Genomic DNA, 23,725 nt, shown 5'->3' with positions numbered 1-23,725 from the left:
GTGGCATCTTCTTTTTTCCTGTTTTTTTAATATTATAAAAATAGATTCTCAATACATTTACTCTATCTGTTTATCATTCATCAATCACCAAAAACAAACTAAACATGGTTAAAAATCCGTTTCCTTGGATCAAAGAGAAACATTTTCTACAGCTTTTTTTTGAAATAAAAGCTAGAGGAAATATCTTATATTTGTTTTAATCAATCTTTTAATAATCTCTCTTTCTTCTAACTTTAAAACAACATAAGCTATCATGGAAAATTTCGATTGGACTTCTTTTACAAAGAAAATAGCCGTAAGAGCCGAACTGTCTGACATTTACAATGCTTGGACAAAAGCTGAAGAACTTGAAAAATGGTTTCTTGAAAAGGTATCTTTTTTTGATGGTAATCAAGAACCTTTAAGCAAAGGCAAAAATGCAGAAAAAGATAATATGTATGAATGGCTTTGGTATTTGTATGATGATTCTATGAAAGGAAAAATCGTATCTGCCAACGGAAAAGATCAATTGCAATTTACGTTTGAAGGAAATTGTCTTGTAGACATCAATTTAAGCGAAAAAGAAGATTATACGATTGTAGAACTTCGCCATCATAATATTCCAACAGATGATTATTCTAAACAATACATTAGATTAGGCTGTTCAAATGGCTGGCATTTTTATCTCACTAATCTTAAATCGGTTTACGAAGGCGGATTGGATTTGAGAAATAAGGACAGTAATTTGAATCCAATGATTAATAATTAAGCATATGATATCACAAATTGATATTAGCGAATTCCGAAAAAGACTTAAAACCAATACCAAACAAGGCAATCCAAAAATTAGTGGTACTCCTTTTCATGCTTTTAATTTGATTGGAGACAAAGACAAACTTTTTTTTGGCATAGTAAATCAAAACGATTTTAGAATAACCCAAAATGCTATACTTCATCCTATTCCATTTATTTTAAAAGGAAAATTTAAATCAAAAAATGAAAATCAAACAGAGATTTCATATGAAATGATTCCAATTAAGTTTGGCTATTATTGGATTCGTTATTTTCCTTTTGTTGCATTTTTATTATTCAATACAATATTTATTGTTAAAAAGGCGCCATTGACAGTATACATAATTTTCAATTCGTTTCTTTTAATAACTAGTTTGATTTCTAGAACAATCACCAGCTACAAAAAAAGAAAATTTATAAACAATTTTAGAAAAACATTTGAAATAATAAACAATGAATAAAAAAATAATCCGCCAAAATCCAACCAATTAAGCGCTATGAAAGTACTAATTACATTTTTCCTCTTAGTTTTCAATCTAACTTTATTTGCACAATCCAATCAACTTGCTGGCGAATATTCTCGTTCACTTTCTGAGAAAGAAAAACATACAATCGAATATAAATTAACTTTAAATCCCGACGGAACTTTTGTATTTCATTCGTATTCAAAATTATAAGACGGAAATCCAACGGAAGACAATAAATATGGAAAAGGAAAATGGAGTGCAAAAGACAATCTGATTACTTTTTCGGCAAACAAAAAAGAAGATTTAGACTCAAAATATACTCTAGATTTTAATAATTCGACAGCTCGATTTATTACCAAAAATTCGAGAGATAAAAGTGATAAAGTTGTTAAAACAAAACTTCAGTTTTTAAAATCAGAAATTTTCTGGATGAAGAGCATAGACGTTTTTAAATTGTAAATGAATGAAAAAAGTACTTATTTTAAGTTTTCTGTTTCTATCAATCGCAGTGTTTTCACAAAACAAAAATGAAAACCCAATAGATGCCTTAGAATCAAAATGTCTTAATAAAGACAACATTTCTAATGCCGACATGTGCAATTGCACCATACAAGCCCGTGAATCTTGGGATAAAGAATTGAACAAATATTACAATTTATTGAAAACGAAACTTCCGAAAGAAGCTTTTGAAACTTTAAAGGAGTCTCAAAAACAATGGCTCACTTATCGCGATAAAGAATATGCTTTTATTTCAAAATACTTTTACGAAGTACAACAGGGAACCATGTGGTATGCTGTTGCTGAAAACAGAAAGAAAGAAATTGTAAAAACGAAAGCGCGGGAACTGGAAGAATATTATAAAATGTTTGAATATTAAGCGCCGAAGTTATAAAATTTATCCTCTTACTTCTTTTCTTATTATTAAATATTTTCATTCAAAAAAATATCCTTGTTTTCTTGCCCAATTGAAGTAAAAAAGAATGCATTAGATCAATTTCAATTCTTATAAAAAAAAGAGGATGATAAAATGTCTTTGTCTCTTTGTTACTAACAACCTTTGCCCCTTTCTTCAAAATTCCCTACTTTCGCCTATTAATCAAGAAAGGAAAAAATGAAGGTCTGTATTGCCGAGAAACCAAGTGTAGCGCGTGAAATTGCATCTGTTTTAGGTGCCAATACCAAGCACGATGGTTATTACGAAGGCAATGGTTATGCCGTGACTTACACTTTTGGGCATTTATGCACCTTAAAAGAACCCAACGATTATAAACCCCACTGGAAAAGCTGGGATTTAAACAATCTGCCGATGCTTCCTGAAAAGTTTGAAACCAAAGTCGTTCAAAATTCTGGAATTCAAAAACAGTTTAAGATCATTAAAAGTCTTTTTGAGAAAGCCGAAGTGGTTATAAACTGCGGGGATGCTGGACAAGAAGGAGAATTGATTCAGCGTTGGGTAATGAACGAAGCACATTACAAAGGCGAAATTCAGCGATTATGGATTTCATCTCTTACTACAGAAGCAATTAAAGAAGGTTTTGAAAACTTAAAACCCTCTTCAAATTATGATAATTTATTTTATGCCGGATTTTCTAGAGCTATTGGAGATTGGCTTTTAGGAATGAATGCTACACGTTTGTACACCGTAAAACATGGCGGTTACAAACAAGTTTTGTCTATCGGACGTGTACAGACACCAACGTTGGCAATGGTTGTAGAGCGTTTTAGAGAAATCGAAAACTTTAAACCTCAGCCGTATTGGGAATTGCAGACTTTGTATAGAGAAACACTTTTTAGTTATGAAGAAGGCCGTTTTCTAAACCAAGAAGATGGACAAATTATAGCAGCAAAAGTCAAGGAAAGTGATTTCGAAATTGTTTCTGTTGAGAAAAAGAACGGAAACGAATATGCTCCAAAACTTTTCGATTTAACTGGTTTGCAGGTCTATTGCAATCAAAAATTTGGCTTTTCGGCCGAGGAAACACTGAAAATTGCACAAACTTTATACGAGCAAAAAGTAATTACATATCCTAGAGTTGATACGACTTTTTTACCAGGAGACATTTATCCGAAAGTACCTGGAATTCTCCAGAAATTAACAAATTATGCTGAATTGACTCAGCCTATTTTGGAGAAAAAAATCAAAAAATCGCCAAAGGTTTTCAATGATAAAAAAGTAACCGATCACCATGCGATTATTCCAACTGGAATTCAGAACAATTTACCGCATAATCAACAGCAGGTTTACGATATTATTACGCGACGTTTTATTGCTGTTTTTTATGATGATTGTTTGGTTGCAAATACGACAGTAATTGGAAAAGCTGCCGATGTGACTTTTAAAGCAACTGGAAAAGAAATCTTGAAAAAAGGTTTCCGTGTTGTTTTTGAAGACCCGAATGCGAAGGAAAAAGAACCCGATTTATTGCCGAGTTTTACTGTGGGCGAAAAAGGTCCTCATGAACCTTCGTTTCTTCAAAAAGAAACCAAACCACCCAATCAATTTACTGAAGCAACTTTATTGCGTGCAATGGAAACAGCAGGAAAACAGGTTGATGATGAAGATTTACGTGAATTGATGAAAGAAAACGGAATCGGTCGCCCGTCAACTCGAGCGAATATTATCGAAACGCTTTTCAAACGTCAATATATCGTTAGAAACAAAAAGCAGGTTTTACCAACTTTAACTGGAATTCAGTTGATCGATACTATTCAGAACGAATTGGTAAAATCAGCCGAGCTTACCGGAACTTGGGAAAAGCAATTGAAAGATATTGAAAAAGGAACTTTTACCGCTGCTGCATTCATTAGAAACATGAAACGCATGGTTGAAGCTTTAGTCTACGAAGTGCGAAGCGAGACCAAACATGCTAATATTTCGCATGCGGCAACGATTCAAAAACCTGTTGTAAAAGCCGAAAAAGAGAAGAAAAAATCCTCTGGAATTTCAGCAGAAACTTGCCCGAAATGCCAAAAAGGAAACCTGATTAAAGGAAAATCTGCTTTTGGATGCAGCGAATACAAAGCAGGTTGCGACTTTGTATTGCCTTTTGTTTTTCATGATAAAAAAATCACAGAAAGTCAATATTTACGATTGGTTCAAAAAGGTTCAACAGTAAACATTAAAGGCTTCAAAACCGAATCTGGAACTGTTGAAGGTTTAATTCGTTTTGAAGAAAACTATAAACTGAAATTAGAACCAAAGAAAACAGATAAAAAAGCGGAATCTAAAGAAAGTTCCGATGCATTAGTTTGTCCAAAATGTAAAAAAGGTACAATCTTAAAAGGCAAAACAGCTTATGGCTGCGCAGAATATAAATCAGGTTGTGATTTTAAAGTGACTTTTGATGAAGTGCGTGCAAAACTTCAAGATCAAAAACCAACAAAAGAATTGGTTTATTCTATTTTGAGTGAAAGCGTTTGATTTTTTTGCAACGAATTTCCACGAATTATTTTTTGAAAATTACTGTGTTTATATTATTTGCCACAGATTAAAAGGATTAAAATGATTCTTTACTCTGTATATTTTACCAATAATTGCACAAATTTTTTCCCGCAGATTTAGCAGATTTGACAGATTTTTATAATGCAGATTATAAAATAAATTTGCTGAATCTGCTAAATCTGCGGGAGACAAAATCCTTTTAATCCTTTTAATCTGTGGCAGATATAAAAAAAGAAATTTGCGAGAATTCGTGAAATTTGTGGCAAACATTTTTTTCATACATTAGTGCTATCAAAAACCTCAAAAAATATGTTTCAGAAAATTACTCTTTTAGCTCTTGTAATAGCTTCGGTTTCTTGCCAAAAAAAAGAAACTATTGAAAAAGACAAAATCAAAAAAGCCGACTGGTTAATCGGGAATTGGGAAAATACTTCTCAAGAAGGTGTTTTGTCTGAAAACTGGCAAAAGTTAAACGACAGTACTTTTAGCGCTTCTTCTTATTTTATTAAAGGAAAAGACACGCTTCATTTTGAAACTATTGTTTTGGCGCAAATAGGCGAAACACTTACTTACAAAGCAACAGTAAAAGGTCAAAACGAAGATCAGCCTGTTTTCTTTCCTTCTACTTCTGAATCGGATAAACAATTTGTTTTCGAAAATCCGAAACACGATTATCCTCAAAAAATTACTTATACAAAAGGCACGAACAATACTTTGACGGCAGAGATTTCTGGAAATTTGAATGGAAAACCGAGTTCTGAGAAGTTTGTTATGACGAAGAAATAAAATGAATTTGGGCTAAAACCTACCGATAGTTTTCCTCTTACTAAAATTATAAAACACAATGAATCATGAAATTAAACAGCATTTTATTTCCGACACTTATAACTTTAGTAATTTTCTCTTCTTGCAAAAAAGAAGTCAAAACCGAAACTCCTGTAAAAACCTACCCTAAACTTGCAAAAGCAGAATGGTTTATTGGAGAATGGGGAAATAAATCGGCTGAAGGCGAACTTACCGAACGCTGGAAAAAAGAAAATGATTCGGTTTATTTAGGAGAATCTTATTTTGTGGTGGGACAAAACGACACCGTTTTTTCAGAACATGTTCGTCTTGAAGAAACCAATGGAAAATTGTCTTACATAGTAACAGTTCCTGGTCAGAATAAAGAATTGCCTGTTAGCTTTAAAATGACCTCAACGACAGATAATCAAATAACTTTTGAAAACCCAAAACACGATTATCCGAATAAAATCATTTACAATCTGGTAGAAAAAGACTCCTTAATCGCAGAAATTTCAGGACTGAAAAATGGCAAACCCAATACTGAAAGATTTGTTATGGCAAAGAAATAATTGTTTTTGAATGTTTACAATCGTCCTTTCTTTTTTCGGTATTATTATCGTATTGAATATCATTTTGTATATAAAGTATTCAATTATTCCAAAATCATTTATACCTCTTGAAAGCAAAATAGTTCGCTTTGAAGAAAGGATAAAATGGCGCGATGCTACAGGAAGTCCAAGCAATCCAGAAGTATCACCTACTTACTTTGTACCAATTATAGAATATACTTTTAATGATAAAAAATATATTTATGAGGGTAAGCTTCCGATAACGTTTGCAACTTATAATTTCAATCGCAAAATAGCATTATACATCAATCCCAAAAAACCATCTGATGTCAGACATAAAATTAAATACTATTGGGAGTGAATTATGGAATGGCTACAGCAAGCACAATGAAACTAGAGCTTTTTTAATCCACTTAATTGAAAGCGGAATTACTTCTTTTATTTTTAAATACAATCGAATAGAAAAATCAATGTACACCACGTTTGATTTTAGGCTTTATTGCATAGAAAATCAAGTCGAAAAAGAACTATTCTATGTTAATTGCAGCTCTACCAGAAAGACTTTGCTTTCTTTCTTGCAAATCCTGAATCATATTAATGAAAACTATAAAATTGATTTGGTAAATGAATTTGCTAATGATGGTTATTTTTACGATGCCAAAAAGCTAGAAATTGTACGATATATATACCCTTAATTTTCAAGGAAAAAGAACTAAATATAAAAACCTTAGAATCTAAGCATCTCAGAATCTTAGTACCTAAAAAAAATTATTCATTCTCCCCGATCTTATTCACCATAAAAATCATTAGAATTCCAAGAAGCGCCATAATAAGAAATGCCCATTTCATACTTAGATATTCGGAAATAAAACCAACCATTGGCGGAACCAGCAAAAATCCTAAATAACCAATTGTTGATATTGAAGTTAAGGCAGAACCACTGCTTAAATTTGAAGATCTTCCAGCAATGCTAAACACTAGCGGAACTACACAAGAAACCCCAAATCCGATTAAAACGTAACCGAAAATAGTTGGGTAAGCATATGGGAGGATAAAACAAAGTCCGAAACCAGCTGTTATTAAGATTCCGCTGTAAAGCAGGATTTTTTTAGTTCCAAATTTCATTACACCATAATCCCCAAATATACGTCCTAACGTAACTGCAGAAGCAAAAAATACAAATGCGGCACTGGTTAATTTTGGAGAAGCCTTTAATATATTTTCAAAATAAATTCCACTCCAATCGTACATGGTGTTTTCGCAAGCCATAGAAACAAAGCAAATCAGCGAAAATTTTACTAGATTTTTTTCAGGCATTGAGAAAAACTTCTTCTTAACCGGAACAGGCTCATTATGAATACTCATTGGATAAAAACAAGCCGTAAGCGCAAGCATAAAAATACTCACTCCCAATAAATGATGCGACGGTGCAATGTGCTGTGTTACCATTACATATCCTAAACCAGCTCCAGAGAAAACTGCAATACTCCAAACCGCATGAAAACGTGTTATAATAGACTTTGGATACAATTTTTGAACTTCAAGAGATTGTGCATTTATTGATAAATTGAAAATATTACGAGAAGCTCCAAAAAATAAAAGTATAATTACCAACTGCCAGACAAATGCTGCCAAACCTGGCAAAGAAAGCGCAACATTAAACATAACCGCACCAAGAAGCATTATATAGCGGCTGCTGTATTTATTCAATAATTTTCCTGTAAAAGGCATTGTAAGCATTAAACCGATCGGAAAAGCAAATAAAACTGCTCCAAATTCGGCTTCAGACAAATGCAATTGGGCTTGTATATGTGGAATTCTTGAAACCCAAGAAGAGTAGCCGAAACCTGATAGAAAGAAAAAAACAGTGTTGGCAATACGATATCCTCTAGGCGTATTTTGAATCTTTTTAAAGAATGGTAAAATCATGAAGTCATTTTTCAGACAGCAAAATTAAGGCTTTTTAAAGTTTATCCAACCACAATTTCGAATAAGAATTTTGATTAATCGCTCTAGAATAAACATTTAACAATTTAATCTGCAAATGGCAGAAATAAAAATTGTTAAAGTTATTTTAATTTTTACATTTGCATTGTTTTTATTTATTCTAAATAAAATTTAATTATAAACCAATTAAAAATTAGCAATGAATTACCTCAGTTTGAAAACTTCGCGTTTTCTATTTTCTATCAGTTTTTTATTTTCGTTCTTATCAATTTTTGCTCAACAAAATCACGGAAAAATTAAAGGAACCATAACTACCTCAGACGGCGATGCTGCGGCGGGAGTAAATATTATTCTTAAAAACACAAAATATGGCACCGTTTCTAATGATGATGGTACTTTTGATTTTAATAAAGTAAAAGCCAATTCTTATACATTACAAGTATCTTTAACTGGTTATGAAACTCTAGAAACTGAAATTACAGTTACTGAAAACGAAACCTCAACAGTCAATTTACAACTGAAAGTTTCTAATAAAGAATTAAAAGAAGTTGTTATTAGCAGTCCGAAAAGCATTATGTCTAAAAAAACCGACTATGTTGCCAGAATGCCTCTTAAAAATCTTGAAAATCCGCAAGTTTATAGTGTAATCCATAAAGAACTTTTGTTAGATCAAGTTGCTGTAGATGTTAGAAGTGCAGTACAAAACTCCCCTGGCGCAGTTCCTGTTACTTATCCTTCTGGTGGAGTTGGCGTAACTTTTAGAGGTTTTACTACAGGAATTAATGCTAGAAACGGAATGGAAACTGCTACAAATCGTTCTTCTACAGATCTTGCTAATATTGAAAGAATTGAAGTTCTAAAAGGTCCATCAGGAACTTTATTTGGATCAACTATTTCATCTTTTGGAGGTGTAGTGAACTTGGTAACTAAAAAACCTTTTGAAACCGCAGCCACAGAAGTTTCTTATACTATGGGAAGCTATAACTTAAATCGTTTTACTGCAGATATCAATACGCCTTTAAAGAAAGATAAAAGTGTTTTATTTCGACTAAATGCAGCGGTTAACAGAGAAAAAAGTTTCTTAGATTTTGGTTTCAATAATACTTTTGCCTTCACGCCAAGTTTGACTTACAAGGCAAGTGATAAACTTACTTTCAATATTGACGCAGAATATATTAGCTCAAACAACACAAGACGTACTTATCATAGATACGATCCTAAATCAGGAATTACAAATCCTGGAGATTTGATGGTAGGTTACAGAAAATCACTATTTTATGATGACAATGATGCTAAAACTTCGGCAAATAAAGTTTTTGCTCAAGCAGAATATCAAATATCTGAAAACTGGAAATCGACTACTCTATTCTCTTTTATGGGAGAAAATGTAGAACGCAGCTACCAAACTTATACTCTTTGGCTAACTCCATACTTAGCGGCGAGAAGAGTTGGTAACTGGGGACCTATTTACAATAACTACACTAATATTCAGGAAAATATAAACGGTCAATTTAAAACAGGAAGCATCAAACATAAACTTTTGGTAGGTGCAAATTACAGTTTTAATAAAAATAGCTTCTCTTCTGGAATTACAGCTTATATTGATACGGTCGATGTTAGAATGCCTTTTGATCCGATGAGAAGAAAAACGGTTGATGCAACATTAAAACAAACTGCTTATCCTACTGATGGCGACCAGACTTTTAGCATTTATGCTTCTGATGTAGTTAATTTTACGGATAGATTATCTGCAATGTTAAGTTTACGTATGGACAATTATAAACGTAAAGAAGTTGAAGGTACTGAAGCTTATAACCAGACTGCATGGTCTCCAAAATTAGGTTTGGTTTATCAGGTTGTAAAAGATCAAGTTTCTCTTTTTGCAAATTACATGAACGGATTCCAAAATTCACCTCCTGCAACACAGCCAGATGCAACAAAATTGATTTTAGATCCTGTTTATGCTGTACAATATGAAGCAGGTGTAAAAGCAGAAGCATTTAATAAAAAATTAAGTGCTACTTTAAGCTATTATAATATTACTATTGATAATGCAATTCGATACGATTCAAATGGTTTTGCATTTCAAGATGGAGTTCAAAAAAGCAAAGGTTTAGATTTTGAGTTAATAGCCAATCCAATAAACGGATTAAATATTATTGGAGGATATGCATACAATGAAAATCGCATCGAAGAGTCGGGAGCAATAGCACCTGGAGCTCCAAAAAATGTAGCTAACTTTTGGGCAACTTATGCTTTGCAAAATACGGTTAAAGGTTTAGGTGCTGGTTTTGGGTTAAATTATGTTGGAAAAAGCTATCTATTTGAAGACAATATTTTCTACATGCCATCTTATACAACAGCAAATGCAACAGTTTTTTACGATCAACCGACTTGGAGAATTGGAGTGAAATTCAACAACATTTCTAGTGAAAGATATTGGGATTTTTACGGAAATTCTCAAGCATTATCAAACTTCTTAGTGAATCTAACATTGAAATTCTAAGGTCATTCCTTTTCAAAAAACACCTCTGTACTATCTGCAGAGGTGTTTTCTATTTTAACACCTATCTTATTTAACCTTTTACAATGACTTTTAAAAAGCTACTATTAAAAATACATTTATGGCTAGGTTTATCATCAGGTCTTATCGTAGTTATACTAGGAATTACAGGCTGTTTATACGTTTTTGAAGAAGAACTGCGTCCTATAATTCATGACTATTATTATGTCGATCAGGTTAAAGATAAAAAACTGCCTATTAGCCATTTAATAACGATTGCGCAAGAAGCAAACAAAAAGATCCATCCGAAGCAGACATTTTCTGGATGCAGGACATTTAGTGATGATAGACGTACTATTGTTGCTTGGTTTTATGAAGAATTGGACAAAGATGCGATCTGGTATTGGAATCAGTATCAGACAAACTATGTTTACTTAGATCCCTACACAGGAAATGTCACAAAAATAGAAGATTATAATTTTGAGTTTTTTGTTTTTGTACGAATGCTGCACCAAACACTTTGCTTAAACAGTAAAATTGGCGATCCCATTACAGGTACAGCAACCATTATATTCATAATTTCCTTAATTACAGGTTTAATTCTATGGTGGCCTAAAAATAAAAGTGCGGCAAAACAACGCTTTTGGTTTCAATGGAAAAACACTACAAAATGGAAACGTAAAAACTACGATTTGCATAATATTCTAGGATTTTACATGATGATTTTCACTTTGATCATTGCCTTAACCGGATTAGTATGGGCTTTTGAATGTTACGATAAAGGAATTCAATGGTTATTTAATGGCGGAAAAACATTTGCGAAAGAAGAAAGAATCGTTTCTGATACTACAAAATATACTCCAATCAGTGCTACTGATAAGATATATAACGCCACTCTAAAAGCACATTCTAAAGCCACTAGCTACTTTTTATTTACACCTGCAGAAAACGATTCTTTGGCGACTGTTCAAACATTTATTCGATACGAAAATCGTTTCGATGATACATCAATGTTATTTGACCAATACAGCGGAAAGAATCTTAAAGTTACCACCTATAAAGACAAAAATAATGGTGAAAAATTCAGGTTTATAAATTACGATCTGCATGTTGGAAGTATTCTTGGATTTCCAGGAAAAGTTCTTGCTTTTTTTGCCAGTCTAGTTGCTGCAAGTTTACCTCTAACTGGCTTCTTAATTTGGTGGGGACGAAATAAAAAAAAGAAAAAAACGAGTAGCTAGTACTTTCTCCCTTATTTATTGGTCTTTTTTATGATTTTTATTTTTAATTATTCTAAATAAGACTTATGTTTGTAAAAAATATCATTCTAATAATTTAAACTTGATCTTATGAAATCAAATACTTTAAAAACATTAAGCTTTTTATTTCTAATGCTTTTTGCCGCACCACAGCTTTTTGCCCATGCTCTTTGGATCGAAACTAAAGCAACAGGAACAAAAGGAAAAGCCCAAGAAATTTCTGTTTATTTTGGAGAATTCTCTGACAATGATATTACAAAAGCTGATAAATGGTTTTCTGATTTAAAAGATTTTTCATTGGTAGTAATTTCTCCTTCAAAAAAAGAAACAAAACTGACTGCAAAAGCTTTAGATAATAAATACCAAGCATTCTTTACACCAGAAGAAGACGGAGTTTATACCATTGTAATGCATCATACCGTTGGAGACGTTTACGGAACAATGAAATTAGATTATAACTCAAGTGCAACTGTAGTTGTTGGAAATAAATCTGCAGGAAATGTCGCTGCAGCTAACAATAATAAAATTAGCGTATTCTCTGAAAATGCTGATATCGCGAAAAAAAATACTGTAATCAACGTCTCTGCTTTATATGAAGGAGCTATTGCAAAATCTCAAAAAATTAAAGTAATCGCTCCAAACGGATGGGAAAAAGAATTATGGACAAATGATAAAGGAGAAATCTCTTTTACTCCTATCTGGTCTGGAAATTATATGGTTGAGTTTGCTTATACTGAAAAATCTGCAGGTGAACATAACGGTAAAAAATATGACGAAATCTGGAAAATGGCTACATACCAAATTGCAGTAAAATAATTTAAGAAAATTTCATTCTTAGAGTTTAATTTCAATTTAAAAAAACCTTGTTTAACGGCAAGGTTTTTTTTGTTGCTATTTATACTAAATTAAAATAATATTAGAAAATCCTTAAGACAATCTTAAGAAAACAATAAGAAAGGTTTAAGTAAGAAAACGCCCCATAAATTTCATTAACACAATCATGCCATTGTATATTTGCGGCGATCTATTTTTATTGAATCTAAATAAACAACATGAAATATAATTTACTATTTGCATTAGGCTTATTAAGTTTTGCCTCTTACGCTCAAGACTATTCAAGCACTGAATCTACTTCATCTGTAAACGATACAGTTAAGAATAAAAAAGGGGAAATTTTAAATGAAGTAGTTGTTACTAAAACCAAAGAACCAAAACCAGTAACAGCAGTTCGCTCTGGATTAAAACCAATGGATAATCCACAAAGCATACAAGTTATTGGTTCTGAAGTTATCGAACAGCAGCAAGCTATCAGATTAAGCGAGGTTCTTAAAAATGCTAACGGTGTTTACGTTGGTTCTGCTCGTGGTGGTGCTCAAGAATCTTTTTTCTCTAGAGGTTATGACATGTCTGCAAACAATATGTTTAAAAACGGATTCCGTTATAATGCAGGGTCAATTCCTGATGTTTCTGGACTAGATAAAGTAGAATTTCTTAAAGGAGGTTCAGCTTTATTATTTGGAAACGTAGCACCTGGAGGAATTCTAAATTTAGTAACTAAAACACCTCAATTTAAAAGCGGTGGAGAAGTTTCAATGCAAATTGGAAGTTACTCTTATTACAAGCCAGCATTTGATTTGTATGGAGGTCTTACTAAATCAATTGCCTTTAGAATCAACGGTTCTTACGAAAACTCAGAAAGCTTTAGAGATGTCGTAAAAAATAAACGTGTATATGTAAATCCATCGTTGCTTTTTATCATTAATCCTAAAACTCAAATTACAATTCAAGGAGATTATTTAAGCGCAGATTGGACACCAGATTTTGGAACTGGAATTATTGGCACACAAATTCTTGATTTGCCTAGAAATGCTTTTTATGGATCTCTTTGGTCTAATGGTAATACAAAATCTGCTAGTGCGTCTGTATTGTTAAATCATGATTTCAATAAAAATTGGAAGCTTAATTTCAATAGCTCTTACCAAACTTATGACAGAGCTTCAAAATCTACAGCACAATTATCTTCTGTTAAGGAAAACGGAGACTGGACAAGACCTTTAGTTCAAAATGATAACTCAGAACAAATTTTAGGAGATCAATTAAGTCTTCAAGGAAACTTTACCACAGGATCAATAAAACACCAAATATTTACTGGTGCAGACTGGGAAAACTCATTTGCAACTGCTTATACTTTTGCATTTAATCCTGCAAATTATGATACAATCAATCTTTTCAATTTTGATCCGTCAACACAAAGAAATGATATTCCAGATGCGAGAGCAACTCAAATTGCAAAAACAGAAACGAATCGTTTTGGTGTCTATTTTCAAGATTTAATCTCAATTACAGAGAAATTCAAAGTATTGGCTGGTGTACGTTGGTCATGGCAAGAAGCTGAAGTTACTACTTATAAAGAAACAGCAACTGGTGCAGGAAACCCAGAAAATGCAATACCAACAGTTGGTGACAAAAAACTTGATAATGCATTTTCTCCAAAATTTGGATTAATATATCAACCAAGAAAGGAAGTTTCATTATTTGCCAGCTATTCTACTTCATTTACGCCAAACACAGGAACTACAGCAGATTTAAAACCAATTGAACCTTCTATTATTGATCAATACGAGGCTGGTATTAAAACTGATTTCTTAAAAGGATTATTAAGCACAAATGTTACAGTTTATCAAATTACCAACAGCAACTTAGCTCAAACTGCCGAATTTAAAGCTGATGGAAGTTTAAACACAGATACAAACGTAAAAGTTTTAAGTGGTGAAACTAAAAGCAAAGGTGTTGAAGTTGATGTTACGGCAAGACCAATTGACGGACTTAACATTATTGCAGGATACAGCTACAATGATATGCGTTATACTAAAACATCTGGTTTAAACGGAAGTTTTATTGAAGGTGATCGTCTTGTTAGAACTCCAGCAAATACAGCAAACTTAAGTTTCTATTACACCGTACAAGAAGGTCTATTAAAAAATTTATCTGTTGGAGCAATTGGAAATTACATTGGTGATCGTTTAGGAGGTTGGAATGACCAATACAGCACAGATACAGTTAAATATCCTGACGGAATCTACCATAGAGAAATTCCTTTGGAAGGTTATGTTACTATTGATGCATCTGTTGGATATGCTTGGAGAAAATTCTCGATTCTTTGCAAATTATCAAACATCACAAACGAATTAAATTATACTGTTCACGAGAACTATAGTGTAAACCCAATCGCTCCTCGTCAAGTTATGACAAGCTTGCGTTACAAGTTCTAAAATATTGAATTAGAGTTTTGATTTTATCCCAAGATTTTTAAGTAAAACTAAAAATCTTGGGATTTTTAGTTTATGTCCAATACTAATTCAATTAGCCCTATTTTTGCTTGAAATTATAATCCTTAAACAGAAATTCAAAAATGTCAGATTCCAAGAAAAACCAATTGCAAAAAAGTTTAGGCCTTAGTTTTAATATTGCCGTTTTAATTGGAGGAACAATCGGTGTTGGAATCTTAAGAACTCCCGGAACCATCGCAGAAATGCTAAACAATTATTGGCTTATTTTGGCTTCTTGGCTGTTTGGAGGTTTATATGTTTTAATGGGTGCAAATTCGTATTCAGAACTGGCGACAATGTTGCCAAAAGCTGGTGGATCGTACAATTACATTAAAAGAGCTCTAGGAGAATACGCTGGTTTTCTTTCTGGATGGTACGATTATATTGTCAATGCAATCCCTCCTGCTTTTTACTGCATTGTAATTAGCGAATACACCATTATTTTATTTCCGCAATTAGCCAATTATTCGACAGTATTATCGATTTCTTTATTAGTTGCTTTTGTTTTATTGCATTTAAGCGGAGTTAAAAACGGAAGCTTGATACAGCAAATTACCAGTTTCTTAAAAGTAATTTGTTTTGTTGCTTTGGTTATAGCTTGTTTTGTGTATACAGGAGTCGAAGTTCCTTCAATAAAAACAGACAGCTCCATTTTTCAAATCGGACTTATTTTTGGATTCTTTAAATCATTACAGCTCATTATTGGAACTTATAATGGTTGGAACGCTGTTTGTTTTTTCGCAGAAGAAAATGATGATCCAAGCAAAAACATTCCAAAATCATTATATAGTGGCGTTTTGCTTGTTGTAGCTATTTATATTTTGGTAAATGTTGCTTTCTTTCATGTTTTACCAATTGAAATTTTAGCCAAATCAAATCTAGCGGCTGCTGATGTTGCTAAGATTCTTTTTGGCGAAAGTGGTGCTAAAATCGTAACCGTTATTTCAATCTTTTCTTTAATCAGTATTTTAAATGCTTTTATGATGATTCCGCCAAGAATTCTTTATGGATTAAGCCGCGACGGCTTCTTCATCGAAAAAGGAACAAAAGTAAACAAGGGTGGAACTCCAATTGTTGCGCTATTAGTTTCGTCTCTCTTTAGCTTATTTTTAATTTGCATTGGTTCATTTGAAGTATTGTTTTCATTTGCCGCTTTTATCTCGATAATCGTTTGGGGACTCGCCTATTATTCGCTTTTAAAATTAAGAACTACAGAACCAGATTTGCCAAGACCTTACCGTTCCTTTTGGTATCCATGGAGCACTATAATTGCTATTATATTCTCAATTGCATTACTTGTAGGATTTATCTACAGCGATCCTAAAAGCTTTATTGTCATTGTGGGAATTGCGATTGTTTCTTATCCTTTGTTTTTGGTTTTGAGGAAGAAAAAATAACATGCTTTTTTTCATTCCGAGGAACGAGGAATTACACATAAAAGTCCGTACAGTGATTCTCCAATCTTTGTCGATTTCCGAGTGTGATTCCTCGTTCCTCGGAATGACAAAAACAAAAAAAGCTGTCCAAAGTGGACAGCTTTTCTATTTTAAATCAATCTGATTCTTATTTCAAACCAGCCAAACTCTGCTCAATTGTAGCAATTTTTGCTAAAGCATCAGCTTGTTTTTGTTTTTCTAGATTAAGGACTTTCTCTGGAGCTCCGTTTACGAATTTCTCGTTTGAAAGTTTCGCTTCTACAGATTTCAAGAATCCTTTTGTATAATTTAATTCTTCTGTCAGTTTTGCAATCTCAGCTTCAATATCGATATTTCCTGTAATCGGGATGAAGTATTCATTCGATTTTACACGGAAAGACAGTGCGCCGTCTACTTTTTCAGAAACATATTCGAAAGCAGAAACGTTTCCTAATTTCGTTATGATTGAATCAAAATAAGTAGAAACATTTTCGCTGTTGATTCCTTTTAATTCAATTGCATCTTTAAACGGAATATTTTTATCTTTTCTGATTGTTCTAATTCCAGAAATTACTTCAATTGAATTTTCAAAATCAGCAATTAATTTTGCATCAAATGATTTTACTTCTGGCCAAGTCGAAACAATTAAAGCTTCTTCAGGCGTTCTTTCAGCAATTAACTGCCAAATTTCCTCTGTCAAGAAAGGCATAAACGGGTGCAATAACTTCAAGTTGTTTTCTAACATTTCGATCGCTTTCGCGAAAGTTACGCTGTCAATTGGCTGTTGGTATGCTGGTTTGATCATTTCTAAGAACCAAGAACAGAAATCATCCCAAACCAATTTATAAATTGCCATTAATGAATCTGAAATTCTGTATTTCTCAAAATTATCTTCGATGTCAACTAAAGTCTGCTGTAATTTCGCTTCATACCATTCGATTGCCACTTTTGATGATTCTGGCTGTGCGATCGTTTCAGAAACTTCCCACCCTTTAATCAATTTAAAGGCATTCCAGATTTTATTCGAAAACGCTTTTCCTTGACTGCACAATTCTTCATCAAACATGATATCGTTTCCTGCAGAAGCACTTAAAAGTAATCCCACACGAACTCCATCAGCTCCAAAAGCATCGATCAAATCTAAAGGATCAGGAGAATTTCCTAATGATTTAGACATCTTACGACGTTGTTTATCACGAACCAAACCAGTCAAATATACATTTGTAAATGGTTTTTCGCCTGCATATTCGTAACCTGCAATGATCATTCTCGCCACCCAGAAAAATAAAATATCCGGACCAGTTACCAAGTCATTTGTTGGGTAATAGTATTTAAAATCTGCACTTTCTGGATCCATGATTCCGCCAAAAACAGACATTGGCCATAACCAAGAAGAAAACCATGTGTCTAACGCGTCAACATCTTGTTTTAAGTCAGATGTTGTAAGTGAGTTGTTAGATGTTTTTTCTTTTGCTAAAGCTAAAGCATCTTCGATATTTTCTGCAACTACAAAATCTTCTTTTCCGTCTCCGTAATAGTAAGCTGGAATTTGTTGTCCCCACCATAATTGACGAGAAATATTCCAATCGCGAATGTTGTTTAACCAGTGCGCATACGTGTTTTCGAAACGTTTTGGATGTAATTTAATTTCTCCTGTTTCTAAAACCGACTTAATTGCAGGTTTTACTAATTCTTCCATTTTCAAGAACCATTGGTCAGATAATCTTGGTTCGATCACAGCTTTTGTTCTTTCAGAAGTTCCAACTTTATTCAAATGGATTTCTGTTTTTGCTAAAGCTCCAATTTCTTCCAGTTCTTTTGCAATTTCTGTACGAACTACAAAACGGTCTTTTCCTTGATAATGTAATCCGAAACTATTTAAAGTTGCGTCTTCATTAAAAATATCAACGATTTCTAGATTGTGTTTTTCTCCTAACGTTTTATCGTTCATATCGTGAGCAGGCGTTACTTTCAAACATCCTGTTCCGAATTCTACATCTACATATTCGTCTTCAATAATTGGGATTACTCTTCCGCAAATAGGAACGATTGCTTTTTTACCTTTTAAATGTGTAAAACGCTCATCGTTTGGATTGATACAGATTGCAGTATCTCCAAAAATAGTTTCAGGACGTGTTGTAGCAATCGTCAAGAAATCTTCTGAACCTTCAATTTTATATTTTAAGAAAAATAATTTTCCTTGTTGTTCTTCGTAAATTACCTCTTCGTCAGAAAGAGTAGTTTTTGCTTCTGGATCCCAGTTTACCATACGGTATCCTCTGTAGATTAATCCTTTGTTGTATAAATCTACAAACGATTTAATTACAGATGCAGACATATCTGGATCCATCGTAAATTTAGTGCGTTCCCAATCGCAAGAAGCACCTAATTTCTTAAGTTGCTCTAAGATTGTTCCACCGTATTTATCTGTCCATTCCCAAGCATGTTTTAGGAATTCTTCGCGGGTCAAATCGTTTTTATTGATTCCTTCTGCTTTCAATTTTGCTACCACTTTTGCTTCAGTAGCAATAGATGCGTGATCTGTTCCTGGAACCCAACAAGCATTGAATCCTTTAAGACGTGCACGACGAATTAAAACATCTTGAATCGTATTATTCAACATATGTCCCATGTGAAGGACTCCAGTGACGTTTGGCGGCGGGATTACAATGGTGTACGGTGTTCTATGATCTGGTTCTGAATGAAAATAATTGTTTTTCATCCAGTAATCATACCATTTACTCTCAATCGTCTTAGCGTCAAATTGTGCTGGAATTGTCATTTACTAGGGTTGTTTAATCGTTAATTTGTTTAACCGTTTAATCGGTTTTGATCATCGAATTTCAAATTGATTTGTTTTCTTATTTCTGTTTAAAAAAATCATTTATAAATCAATCTCAATGATTAAACAAATAAACGATTAAACAGTTAAACAAAAAAACTGGTTCAATTTTTGTATTTATAACTGACAGCAAAAGTAAATAATTAAGTAGACTATAAAAAGAGAAATAATAATTTGTGTGTTAATTAAAAGAATGTATATTTACTTACAATAAAAAAAAGATTTCATATGAAAAATACAGCCTCTTTTATTGCAGTCTTATTGTTTAGCGCAATAAGTTTTGCACAAAACGGCCCAAAAATTGAATTTGCAGCCTCAGACAATACAATTGATTATGGAAAAATTTCTAAAGGCGACAATGGGCTCCGTTCCTTTGAATTTACAAATACAGGTGATGCTCCATTATTAATTACAGGTGCAGAATCTACAGTAAGTTCTATCATTGTAACAAAACCTGCCGCAGCAATTTTGCCAGGCAAAAAAGGAAAAATTGATGTAAAATATAATATGGTAGCAGGACCTATTCGTAAAACAATTACTGTTGAAACAAACGCAGTAAACTATCCTGACGGAAGAGTAGCTCTTAAAATTAAGGGTGAAGTTCAATAAGAATTAAAAAACTTCTAAATAATAAAAAGCCGTTTCTAAATCTAGAAACGGCTTTTTACTTTTATAGAGAAATATCTTCCTTCTAAAATCTTTTCTCATTATCTACATAGAGAAACATCTTGCTTCTCAAATCTTTCTTCTTTATTACTTCGCAGCACATTCTACTGAGTCAAATTTATATTTTACGCTGTCAAAATCAATCGGTTTGTCTTTTACCAGATAAGTTACTCCCATTGTTGTCTGCATAGTTCCGTTACCCAAAATAAGCTGATTGTTACGTTTTAAAAATGCCATAGGATTTTTGAAGGTTTTAGCGTCCTCATTAACTTTAAAAGTGTAGTCTACAAATAAAGTATCTCCGTGGAATTCACCTGCAACTTCTCCTTTTCTAACAGTTGAAGGTGCTACATTCATAACCATATCTCCCGTTAATTTTCCGTTCTTTAACGTATTCAGTTTTAAATCTATTGTATCCTTTTCGTAAATTGCTTTATAGCATGCAGTACTTACGACTGCTTCACCTTCTGCTTTTACAGCTTCAGCGGCTTTTTGTTTTTCTTCATTTTTACAGCTTTGCAATCCAATAAAGGATAGAAGCAAACAAGATAAGGTTAGATTTCTCATATTTTTTCTATTTTGTTGATACTACTATAAAATTAAAGAAAAAAAGGCTTTCTTCTTTCAATAATTTTATAAATTTTTAATTACAAATTCAGATCTTCTATTCAATTCGTGTTCTTCTTCTGAGCAAGATTCATCTGTTTTGCATTTTATAATTGGAACCGATTCGCCATAACCTTTTGCTACAACTCGCTTAGAATCTATACCAGATTGTATGATAAACTCTCGCGTTGAATTGGCTCTTTTTTGAGATAAATCAGCATTGTATTTTTCATTTCCTCGTGAATCGGTATGCGATCCGATTTCGATTTTCATGTCTGGATATTTCTTCATCAATTCTACAACTCGTCCTAAAATCACTTTCGATTCTTTACGGATATACCACAAATCGTAATCAAAATAAATAGGATCTGTTTTTATGATTAAACGTTCTTTATCCTTGACAATATCTTTTTCTTTTTCTAAAATTTCTTTTACTTTTTCGTTCTTTCGAATTTCAGCAGCTACAATTGCCGCTTCTTTGGCTTTTTTGTCTTTCTCTTTTAATTCAATTGCTGCCAAGGCTTCTTTTTTCTTGTTTTCTTCTTCAATAATAATTTCCTGTTTTCTCTTGTTTTCAGCAATTTGTTTTTCTTCTTTTTGAATTGCTTCTAAAGATCTTAGTGCCAAAGAACCATCATTAACTTTATCTCTTGTTTTGTCTAATGTCAATATTTTAGAAGCATTAGTATAATTTTCTTTGAAAGCACTAATTTTATACGAAGCCTCGCAAGCAACAGTAAAACTGAATTTTCCGTCAGCCGAAGTTGTAATAGTATTTAAAGTCTTATTTTCTGAATCTTGCAATAATACCGTTGCATTTTCTAAAGCCAATTGTGTATCAAGATCTGTAATGGTTCCAGCAATAAACTGTTTGCAATCTTCAACAATCAAATCTTTTATTTCTTTGAATTGGTAAATATCATCGCTTCCTTTACCTCCTTCTCTATTTGACGCAAAAAAGCCTTCTTTAGTATTCGAATCAATATTAAATGCAAAATCATCTAAATTAGAGTTTAATGGAAGTCCGACATTTACGGGTTTTAAATACTCGTTTCCATTTATTTCAGAGACAAAAACATCTAAAGATCCATAACCTAAATGTCCGTCTGATGAAAAATAAAGCTTATTATCTGCAGAAGCAAAAGGAAACTGTTCTCTTTTGTCTGTATTAATTTCTGAACCTAAATTTTTCGGCGTATCAAATGCCCCTTTATTTATGTTAACCGAATAAATGTCAAAAGAGCCGATAGATCCTGGCATATCAGAAGCAAAATACAATACTTTTTCATCTGGACTTAAAGCGGGATGTTCAACAGAATAATTTGGACTATTGAATGGAAGCGACGTAACATTTGTCCATTTTCCTTCTACCAATTCTGCTTTAAAAATCTGAAGATTAGAGATTTTTTTATCGTCTTTTTTCTTCTTTCCGTTTTTAGAATTGTTTCGGGTAAAATACATGGTTTTGCCATCTTTTGTAAAAACAGCATTCGATTCGTGCATTCCGGTTTTTAATTCTTTAGCAAAATAATGAATAGTGGAATCTGCAGAATTAATGTTTTTAAGCGGAATAGTAACCAAATTTAAATAGGTTTCATTATCCCATTTGTACCTTTTGTCAAACAAACCTGGTTTCAATTTTACTCCTGCAAAAACTAGATTGTCTTTGTATTTTACAGCTCCAAATTCAGAATTTGGCGTATTTATCGCAAGATTTTTAATTTCAAAACGTTTACCAATTGCGGTGACATTTTCTAAGGTTTTCAATTCTTTTTCAAAATTGACCATATCTTCTGCATTTGCAGATTTAGAATAATATTCCTTTAAATTGACATTTGCATCATCGTTACTATTTGTTGCTTTTAGAGTTTGTGCATATCTAAAATAATATTCTCGGTCTAAATTATTGCTGTAATTGCCAATCAAGAGACGATAATAGCGTTGCGCTTTAATCAATTCATTGGTATAGAAATAAGAATCGGCAAGATTTTTAATTACTTCTTGAGAAGGTCTTTCGTCTGCCAATTTTTGATATAAAATAATGGCTTCGCTGTAATACGTTTTATCAAAAAAACGTTTTGCTCTTGCTAATTCCTGATCTTGTGCCTTTATAAACTGTATTGAAAATACGAATACAATAACGAGTAATTTTTTCATATTTTTCATTTTAGAAGAATCTTGGAGATTTATCAAATCCTTTTCCTAACAAGTCCAAATCAAACAAAAGCATAATTTCGTGTGTTCCTGAATTAAACTGTCCGAAGTTTGTAAGTGTGTAATCATAGGCATAACCTACTCTCAGCGTTGGCGTAACATTTATATTAAATAGTGCACTTACCGAATCATCAATTCTGTATGCTGCTCCAAATTCGAATTTTTCATTATACAAAACATTAGCAGTAACATCTAAACTAATTGGTGCACCTTTTACAAATTTTGACATAAATGCTGGTTTCAATTTCACTTTATCATTAACCTGAAAAACATAACCCGCTGTCAAAAAAGTATGTATTTCTTCTGAACCAAAAGCATTAACTCCTGACTTTTCTTCAATATATTTTGACTTTAGTAAATTCGGTGCAGACAATCCAACGTATAGATTATCTCTAAAATAATAAGCTCCAACTCCAATATTAGGTTTTGTTGCATTTATGTTTTCTGAAAAAGCTAAATCTGTTTGAGGATCTGTAAATCTGAATCCGTTAAAATTAGTTTGCATAGACGAAAATCCAGCTTTTAAACCTAACGATAATTTATTTTTTCCGCCTAATTTTAAAACATAGGCAAAGTCAGCATAAACGTTGTTTTCCTTTTTTGCGCCGTCACCAATATCATCAGAAATAAATGAGATTCCTGCTTCTATTTTGTCATTAATTGCCGTATGTCCAAAAAATGTAAATGTTTTAGGCGCACCGTAAGCGCCAACCCACTGCGTTCTGTATAATCCGCCAAAATTCATCATGGCGGGAACTCCAGTTGCATAAGCAGGATTTACAACGCTCATATTATACATATAATGCGTATACTCAGGATCTTGCTGGGCAGAAATGGATAAACAGAAAAGGAAATTTATAAGGAGTATTATTTTTTTCATTTGAAAATTATATTAAAAATATAAAAGAG

General features: G+C 32.7%; 20 protein-coding genes. 15 read left to right on the top strand and 5 right to left on the bottom strand.

Annotated features, from left to right (window positions below; all coding sequences use genetic code 11):
* Window positions 1-253: 253 nt before the first annotated feature.
* The 9 genes from AC1Q5Z_RS01355 (at window position 254) to AC1Q5Z_RS01315 (ending at window position 6,730) form a co-directional block, all read left to right on the top strand.
* On the top strand, window positions 254-748 hold the full coding sequence (locus tag AC1Q5Z_RS01355; RefSeq protein WP_198856921.1) for an SRPBCC family protein: 495 nt from the start codon (window positions 254-256) through the stop codon (window positions 746-748).
* A 4-nt stretch (window positions 749-752) separates the two neighbouring features.
* The gene (locus AC1Q5Z_RS01350; RefSeq protein ID WP_343588439.1) at window positions 753-1,232 is read left to right on the top strand and encodes a hypothetical protein; all 480 of its coding nucleotides are present in this window, start codon (window positions 753-755) and stop codon (window positions 1,230-1,232) included.
* A gap of 36 nt (window positions 1,233-1,268) precedes the next feature.
* Window positions 1,269-1,448, top strand: coding sequence for a hypothetical protein (locus AC1Q5Z_RS01345; protein WP_492443481.1), 180 nt, complete (start codon window positions 1,269-1,271; stop codon window positions 1,446-1,448).
* Between the two features lie 253 nt (window positions 1,449-1,701).
* On the top strand, window positions 1,702-2,115 hold the full coding sequence (locus AC1Q5Z_RS01340) for a lysozyme inhibitor LprI family protein (protein ID WP_492443479.1): 414 nt from the start codon (window positions 1,702-1,704) through the stop codon (window positions 2,113-2,115).
* 234 nt (window positions 2,116-2,349) lie between these two features.
* A complete protein-coding gene (locus AC1Q5Z_RS01335; RefSeq protein ID WP_492443477.1) occupies window positions 2,350-4,659 on the top strand; it encodes a type IA DNA topoisomerase in 2,310 nt (769 codons plus the stop codon).
* 330 nt (window positions 4,660-4,989) lie between these two features.
* Window positions 4,990-5,466, top strand: a complete 477-nt coding sequence (locus tag AC1Q5Z_RS01330; protein WP_343588444.1) for a DUF6265 family protein — start codon at window positions 4,990-4,992, stop codon at window positions 5,464-5,466.
* A gap of 65 nt (window positions 5,467-5,531) precedes the next feature.
* Window positions 5,532-6,035, top strand: a complete 504-nt coding sequence (locus AC1Q5Z_RS01325; RefSeq protein WP_198856915.1) for a DUF6265 family protein — start codon at window positions 5,532-5,534, stop codon at window positions 6,033-6,035.
* Window positions 6,036-6,045: 10 nt separating this feature from the next.
* The gene (locus tag AC1Q5Z_RS01320; RefSeq protein ID WP_343588446.1) at window positions 6,046-6,396 is read left to right on the top strand and encodes a hypothetical protein; all 351 of its coding nucleotides are present in this window, start codon (window positions 6,046-6,048) and stop codon (window positions 6,394-6,396) included.
* A complete protein-coding gene (locus tag AC1Q5Z_RS01315) occupies window positions 6,362-6,730 on the top strand; it encodes a hypothetical protein (protein ID WP_198856913.1) in 369 nt (122 codons plus the stop codon). Before AC1Q5Z_RS01320 ends, AC1Q5Z_RS01315 begins: the two co-directional genes overlap by 35 nt.
* A 73-nt stretch (window positions 6,731-6,803) precedes the next feature.
* Here AC1Q5Z_RS01315 and AC1Q5Z_RS01310 read toward each other — a convergent pair whose 3' ends face one another.
* On the bottom strand, window positions 6,804-7,964 hold the full coding sequence (locus AC1Q5Z_RS01310) for an MFS transporter (RefSeq protein ID WP_198856912.1): 1,161 nt from the start codon (window positions 7,962-7,964) through the stop codon (window positions 6,804-6,806).
* 217 nt (window positions 7,965-8,181) lie between these two features.
* Between AC1Q5Z_RS01310 and AC1Q5Z_RS01305 the strand changes: the two genes are divergently transcribed.
* The 5 genes from AC1Q5Z_RS01305 to AC1Q5Z_RS01285 all read left to right on the top strand — a co-directional run bounded on the left by AC1Q5Z_RS01305 (window position 8,182) and on the right by AC1Q5Z_RS01285 (window position 16,470).
* Complete coding sequence (locus AC1Q5Z_RS01305) at window positions 8,182-10,488, top strand: TonB-dependent siderophore receptor (RefSeq protein ID WP_343588448.1); 2,307 nt, start codon at window positions 8,182-8,184, stop codon at window positions 10,486-10,488.
* An 83-nt stretch (window positions 10,489-10,571) separates the two neighbouring features.
* Window positions 10,572-11,726: a PepSY-associated TM helix domain-containing protein gene (locus AC1Q5Z_RS01300; protein ID WP_492443473.1), complete on the top strand. Its 1,155-nt coding sequence runs from the start codon at window positions 10,572-10,574 to the stop codon at window positions 11,724-11,726.
* A gap of 108 nt (window positions 11,727-11,834) precedes the next feature.
* Window positions 11,835-12,560, top strand: a complete 726-nt coding sequence (locus AC1Q5Z_RS01295; RefSeq protein ID WP_286965435.1) for a DUF4198 domain-containing protein — start codon at window positions 11,835-11,837, stop codon at window positions 12,558-12,560.
* 236 nt (window positions 12,561-12,796) lie between these two features.
* On the top strand, window positions 12,797-15,016 hold the full coding sequence (locus AC1Q5Z_RS01290; RefSeq protein WP_492443471.1) for a TonB-dependent siderophore receptor: 2,220 nt from the start codon (window positions 12,797-12,799) through the stop codon (window positions 15,014-15,016).
* Between the two features lie 140 nt (window positions 15,017-15,156).
* Window positions 15,157-16,470 (top strand): APC family permease, encoded by a 1,314-nt coding sequence (locus AC1Q5Z_RS01285; RefSeq protein WP_343588451.1) that lies wholly within the window; start codon window positions 15,157-15,159, stop codon window positions 16,468-16,470.
* A 166-nt stretch (window positions 16,471-16,636) separates the two neighbouring features.
* Here the strand turns inward: AC1Q5Z_RS01285 and AC1Q5Z_RS01280 are convergent, their stop codons facing one another.
* A complete protein-coding gene (locus AC1Q5Z_RS01280; RefSeq protein WP_343588452.1) occupies window positions 16,637-19,270 on the bottom strand; it encodes a valine--tRNA ligase in 2,634 nt (877 codons plus the stop codon).
* A gap of 288 nt (window positions 19,271-19,558) precedes the next feature.
* Between AC1Q5Z_RS01280 and AC1Q5Z_RS01275 the strand changes: the two genes are divergently transcribed.
* On the top strand, window positions 19,559-19,939 hold the full coding sequence (locus tag AC1Q5Z_RS01275) for a DUF1573 domain-containing protein (protein ID WP_198856905.1): 381 nt from the start codon (window positions 19,559-19,561) through the stop codon (window positions 19,937-19,939).
* A gap of 144 nt (window positions 19,940-20,083) precedes the next feature.
* Here the strand turns inward: AC1Q5Z_RS01275 and AC1Q5Z_RS01270 are convergent, their stop codons facing one another.
* The 3 genes from AC1Q5Z_RS01270 to AC1Q5Z_RS01260 all read right to left on the bottom strand — a co-directional run bounded on the left by AC1Q5Z_RS01270 (window position 20,084) and on the right by AC1Q5Z_RS01260 (window position 23,696).
* The gene (locus AC1Q5Z_RS01270; RefSeq protein WP_198856904.1) at window positions 20,084-20,563 is read right to left on the bottom strand and encodes a hypothetical protein; all 480 of its coding nucleotides are present in this window, start codon (window positions 20,561-20,563) and stop codon (window positions 20,084-20,086) included.
* Between the two features lie 66 nt (window positions 20,564-20,629).
* Entirely contained in the window at window positions 20,630-22,759 is a 2,130-nt protein-coding gene (locus AC1Q5Z_RS01265) for an OmpA family protein (RefSeq protein ID WP_343588453.1), read from the bottom strand.
* Window positions 22,760-22,769: 10 nt separating this feature from the next.
* Window positions 22,770-23,696 (bottom strand): PorP/SprF family type IX secretion system membrane protein, encoded by a 927-nt coding sequence (locus AC1Q5Z_RS01260; protein ID WP_198856902.1) that lies wholly within the window; start codon window positions 23,694-23,696, stop codon window positions 22,770-22,772.
* Between the last annotated feature and the right edge of the window lie 29 nt (window positions 23,697-23,725).

The sequence above is a fragment of the Flavobacterium sp. GW823-FHT06G12 genome (assembly GCF_058794775.1).
The sequence above is the reverse complement of the archived record's forward strand: the minus strand, read 5'-3'. Positions and strand labels throughout refer to the sequence as shown.

What these genes read in the sequence shown, in the direction of transcription:
- AC1Q5Z_RS01355 (WP_198856921.1), top strand. Translation starts at nt 254, where the DNA reads ATGGAAAATTTCGATTGGACTTCTTTTACAAAGAAAATAGCCGTAAGA.
- AC1Q5Z_RS01350 (WP_343588439.1), top strand. Translation starts at nt 753, where the DNA reads ATGATATCACAAATTGATATTAGCGAATTCCGAAAAAGACTTAAAACC.
- AC1Q5Z_RS01345 (WP_492443481.1), top strand. Translation starts at nt 1,269, where the DNA reads ATGAAAGTACTAATTACATTTTTCCTCTTAGTTTTCAATCTAACTTTA.
- AC1Q5Z_RS01340 (WP_492443479.1), top strand. Translation starts at nt 1,702, where the DNA reads ATGAAAAAAGTACTTATTTTAAGTTTTCTGTTTCTATCAATCGCAGTG.
- AC1Q5Z_RS01335 (WP_492443477.1), top strand. Translation starts at nt 2,350, where the DNA reads ATGAAGGTCTGTATTGCCGAGAAACCAAGTGTAGCGCGTGAAATTGCA.
- AC1Q5Z_RS01330 (WP_343588444.1), top strand. Translation starts at nt 4,990, where the DNA reads ATGTTTCAGAAAATTACTCTTTTAGCTCTTGTAATAGCTTCGGTTTCT.
- AC1Q5Z_RS01325 (WP_198856915.1), top strand. Translation starts at nt 5,532, where the DNA reads ATGAAATTAAACAGCATTTTATTTCCGACACTTATAACTTTAGTAATT.
- AC1Q5Z_RS01320 (WP_343588446.1), top strand. Translation starts at nt 6,046, where the DNA reads ATGTTTACAATCGTCCTTTCTTTTTTCGGTATTATTATCGTATTGAAT.
- AC1Q5Z_RS01315 (WP_198856913.1), top strand. Translation starts at nt 6,362, where the DNA reads ATGTCAGACATAAAATTAAATACTATTGGGAGTGAATTATGGAATGGC.
- AC1Q5Z_RS01310 (WP_198856912.1), bottom strand. Translation starts at nt 7,964, where the DNA reads ATGATTTTACCATTCTTTAAAAAGATTCAAAATACGCCTAGAGGATAT.
- AC1Q5Z_RS01305 (WP_343588448.1), top strand. Translation starts at nt 8,182, where the DNA reads ATGAATTACCTCAGTTTGAAAACTTCGCGTTTTCTATTTTCTATCAGT.
- AC1Q5Z_RS01300 (WP_492443473.1), top strand. Translation starts at nt 10,572, where the DNA reads ATGACTTTTAAAAAGCTACTATTAAAAATACATTTATGGCTAGGTTTA.
- AC1Q5Z_RS01295 (WP_286965435.1), top strand. Translation starts at nt 11,835, where the DNA reads ATGAAATCAAATACTTTAAAAACATTAAGCTTTTTATTTCTAATGCTT.
- AC1Q5Z_RS01290 (WP_492443471.1), top strand. Translation starts at nt 12,797, where the DNA reads ATGAAATATAATTTACTATTTGCATTAGGCTTATTAAGTTTTGCCTCT.
- AC1Q5Z_RS01285 (WP_343588451.1), top strand. Translation starts at nt 15,157, where the DNA reads ATGTCAGATTCCAAGAAAAACCAATTGCAAAAAAGTTTAGGCCTTAGT.
- AC1Q5Z_RS01280 (WP_343588452.1), bottom strand. Translation starts at nt 19,270, where the DNA reads ATGACAATTCCAGCACAATTTGACGCTAAGACGATTGAGAGTAAATGG.
- AC1Q5Z_RS01275 (WP_198856905.1), top strand. Translation starts at nt 19,559, where the DNA reads ATGAAAAATACAGCCTCTTTTATTGCAGTCTTATTGTTTAGCGCAATA.
- AC1Q5Z_RS01270 (WP_198856904.1), bottom strand. Translation starts at nt 20,563, where the DNA reads ATGAGAAATCTAACCTTATCTTGTTTGCTTCTATCCTTTATTGGATTG.
- AC1Q5Z_RS01265 (WP_343588453.1), bottom strand. Translation starts at nt 22,759, where the DNA reads ATGAAAAAATTACTCGTTATTGTATTCGTATTTTCAATACAGTTTATA.
- AC1Q5Z_RS01260 (WP_198856902.1), bottom strand. Translation starts at nt 23,696, where the DNA reads ATGAAAAAAATAATACTCCTTATAAATTTCCTTTTCTGTTTATCCATT.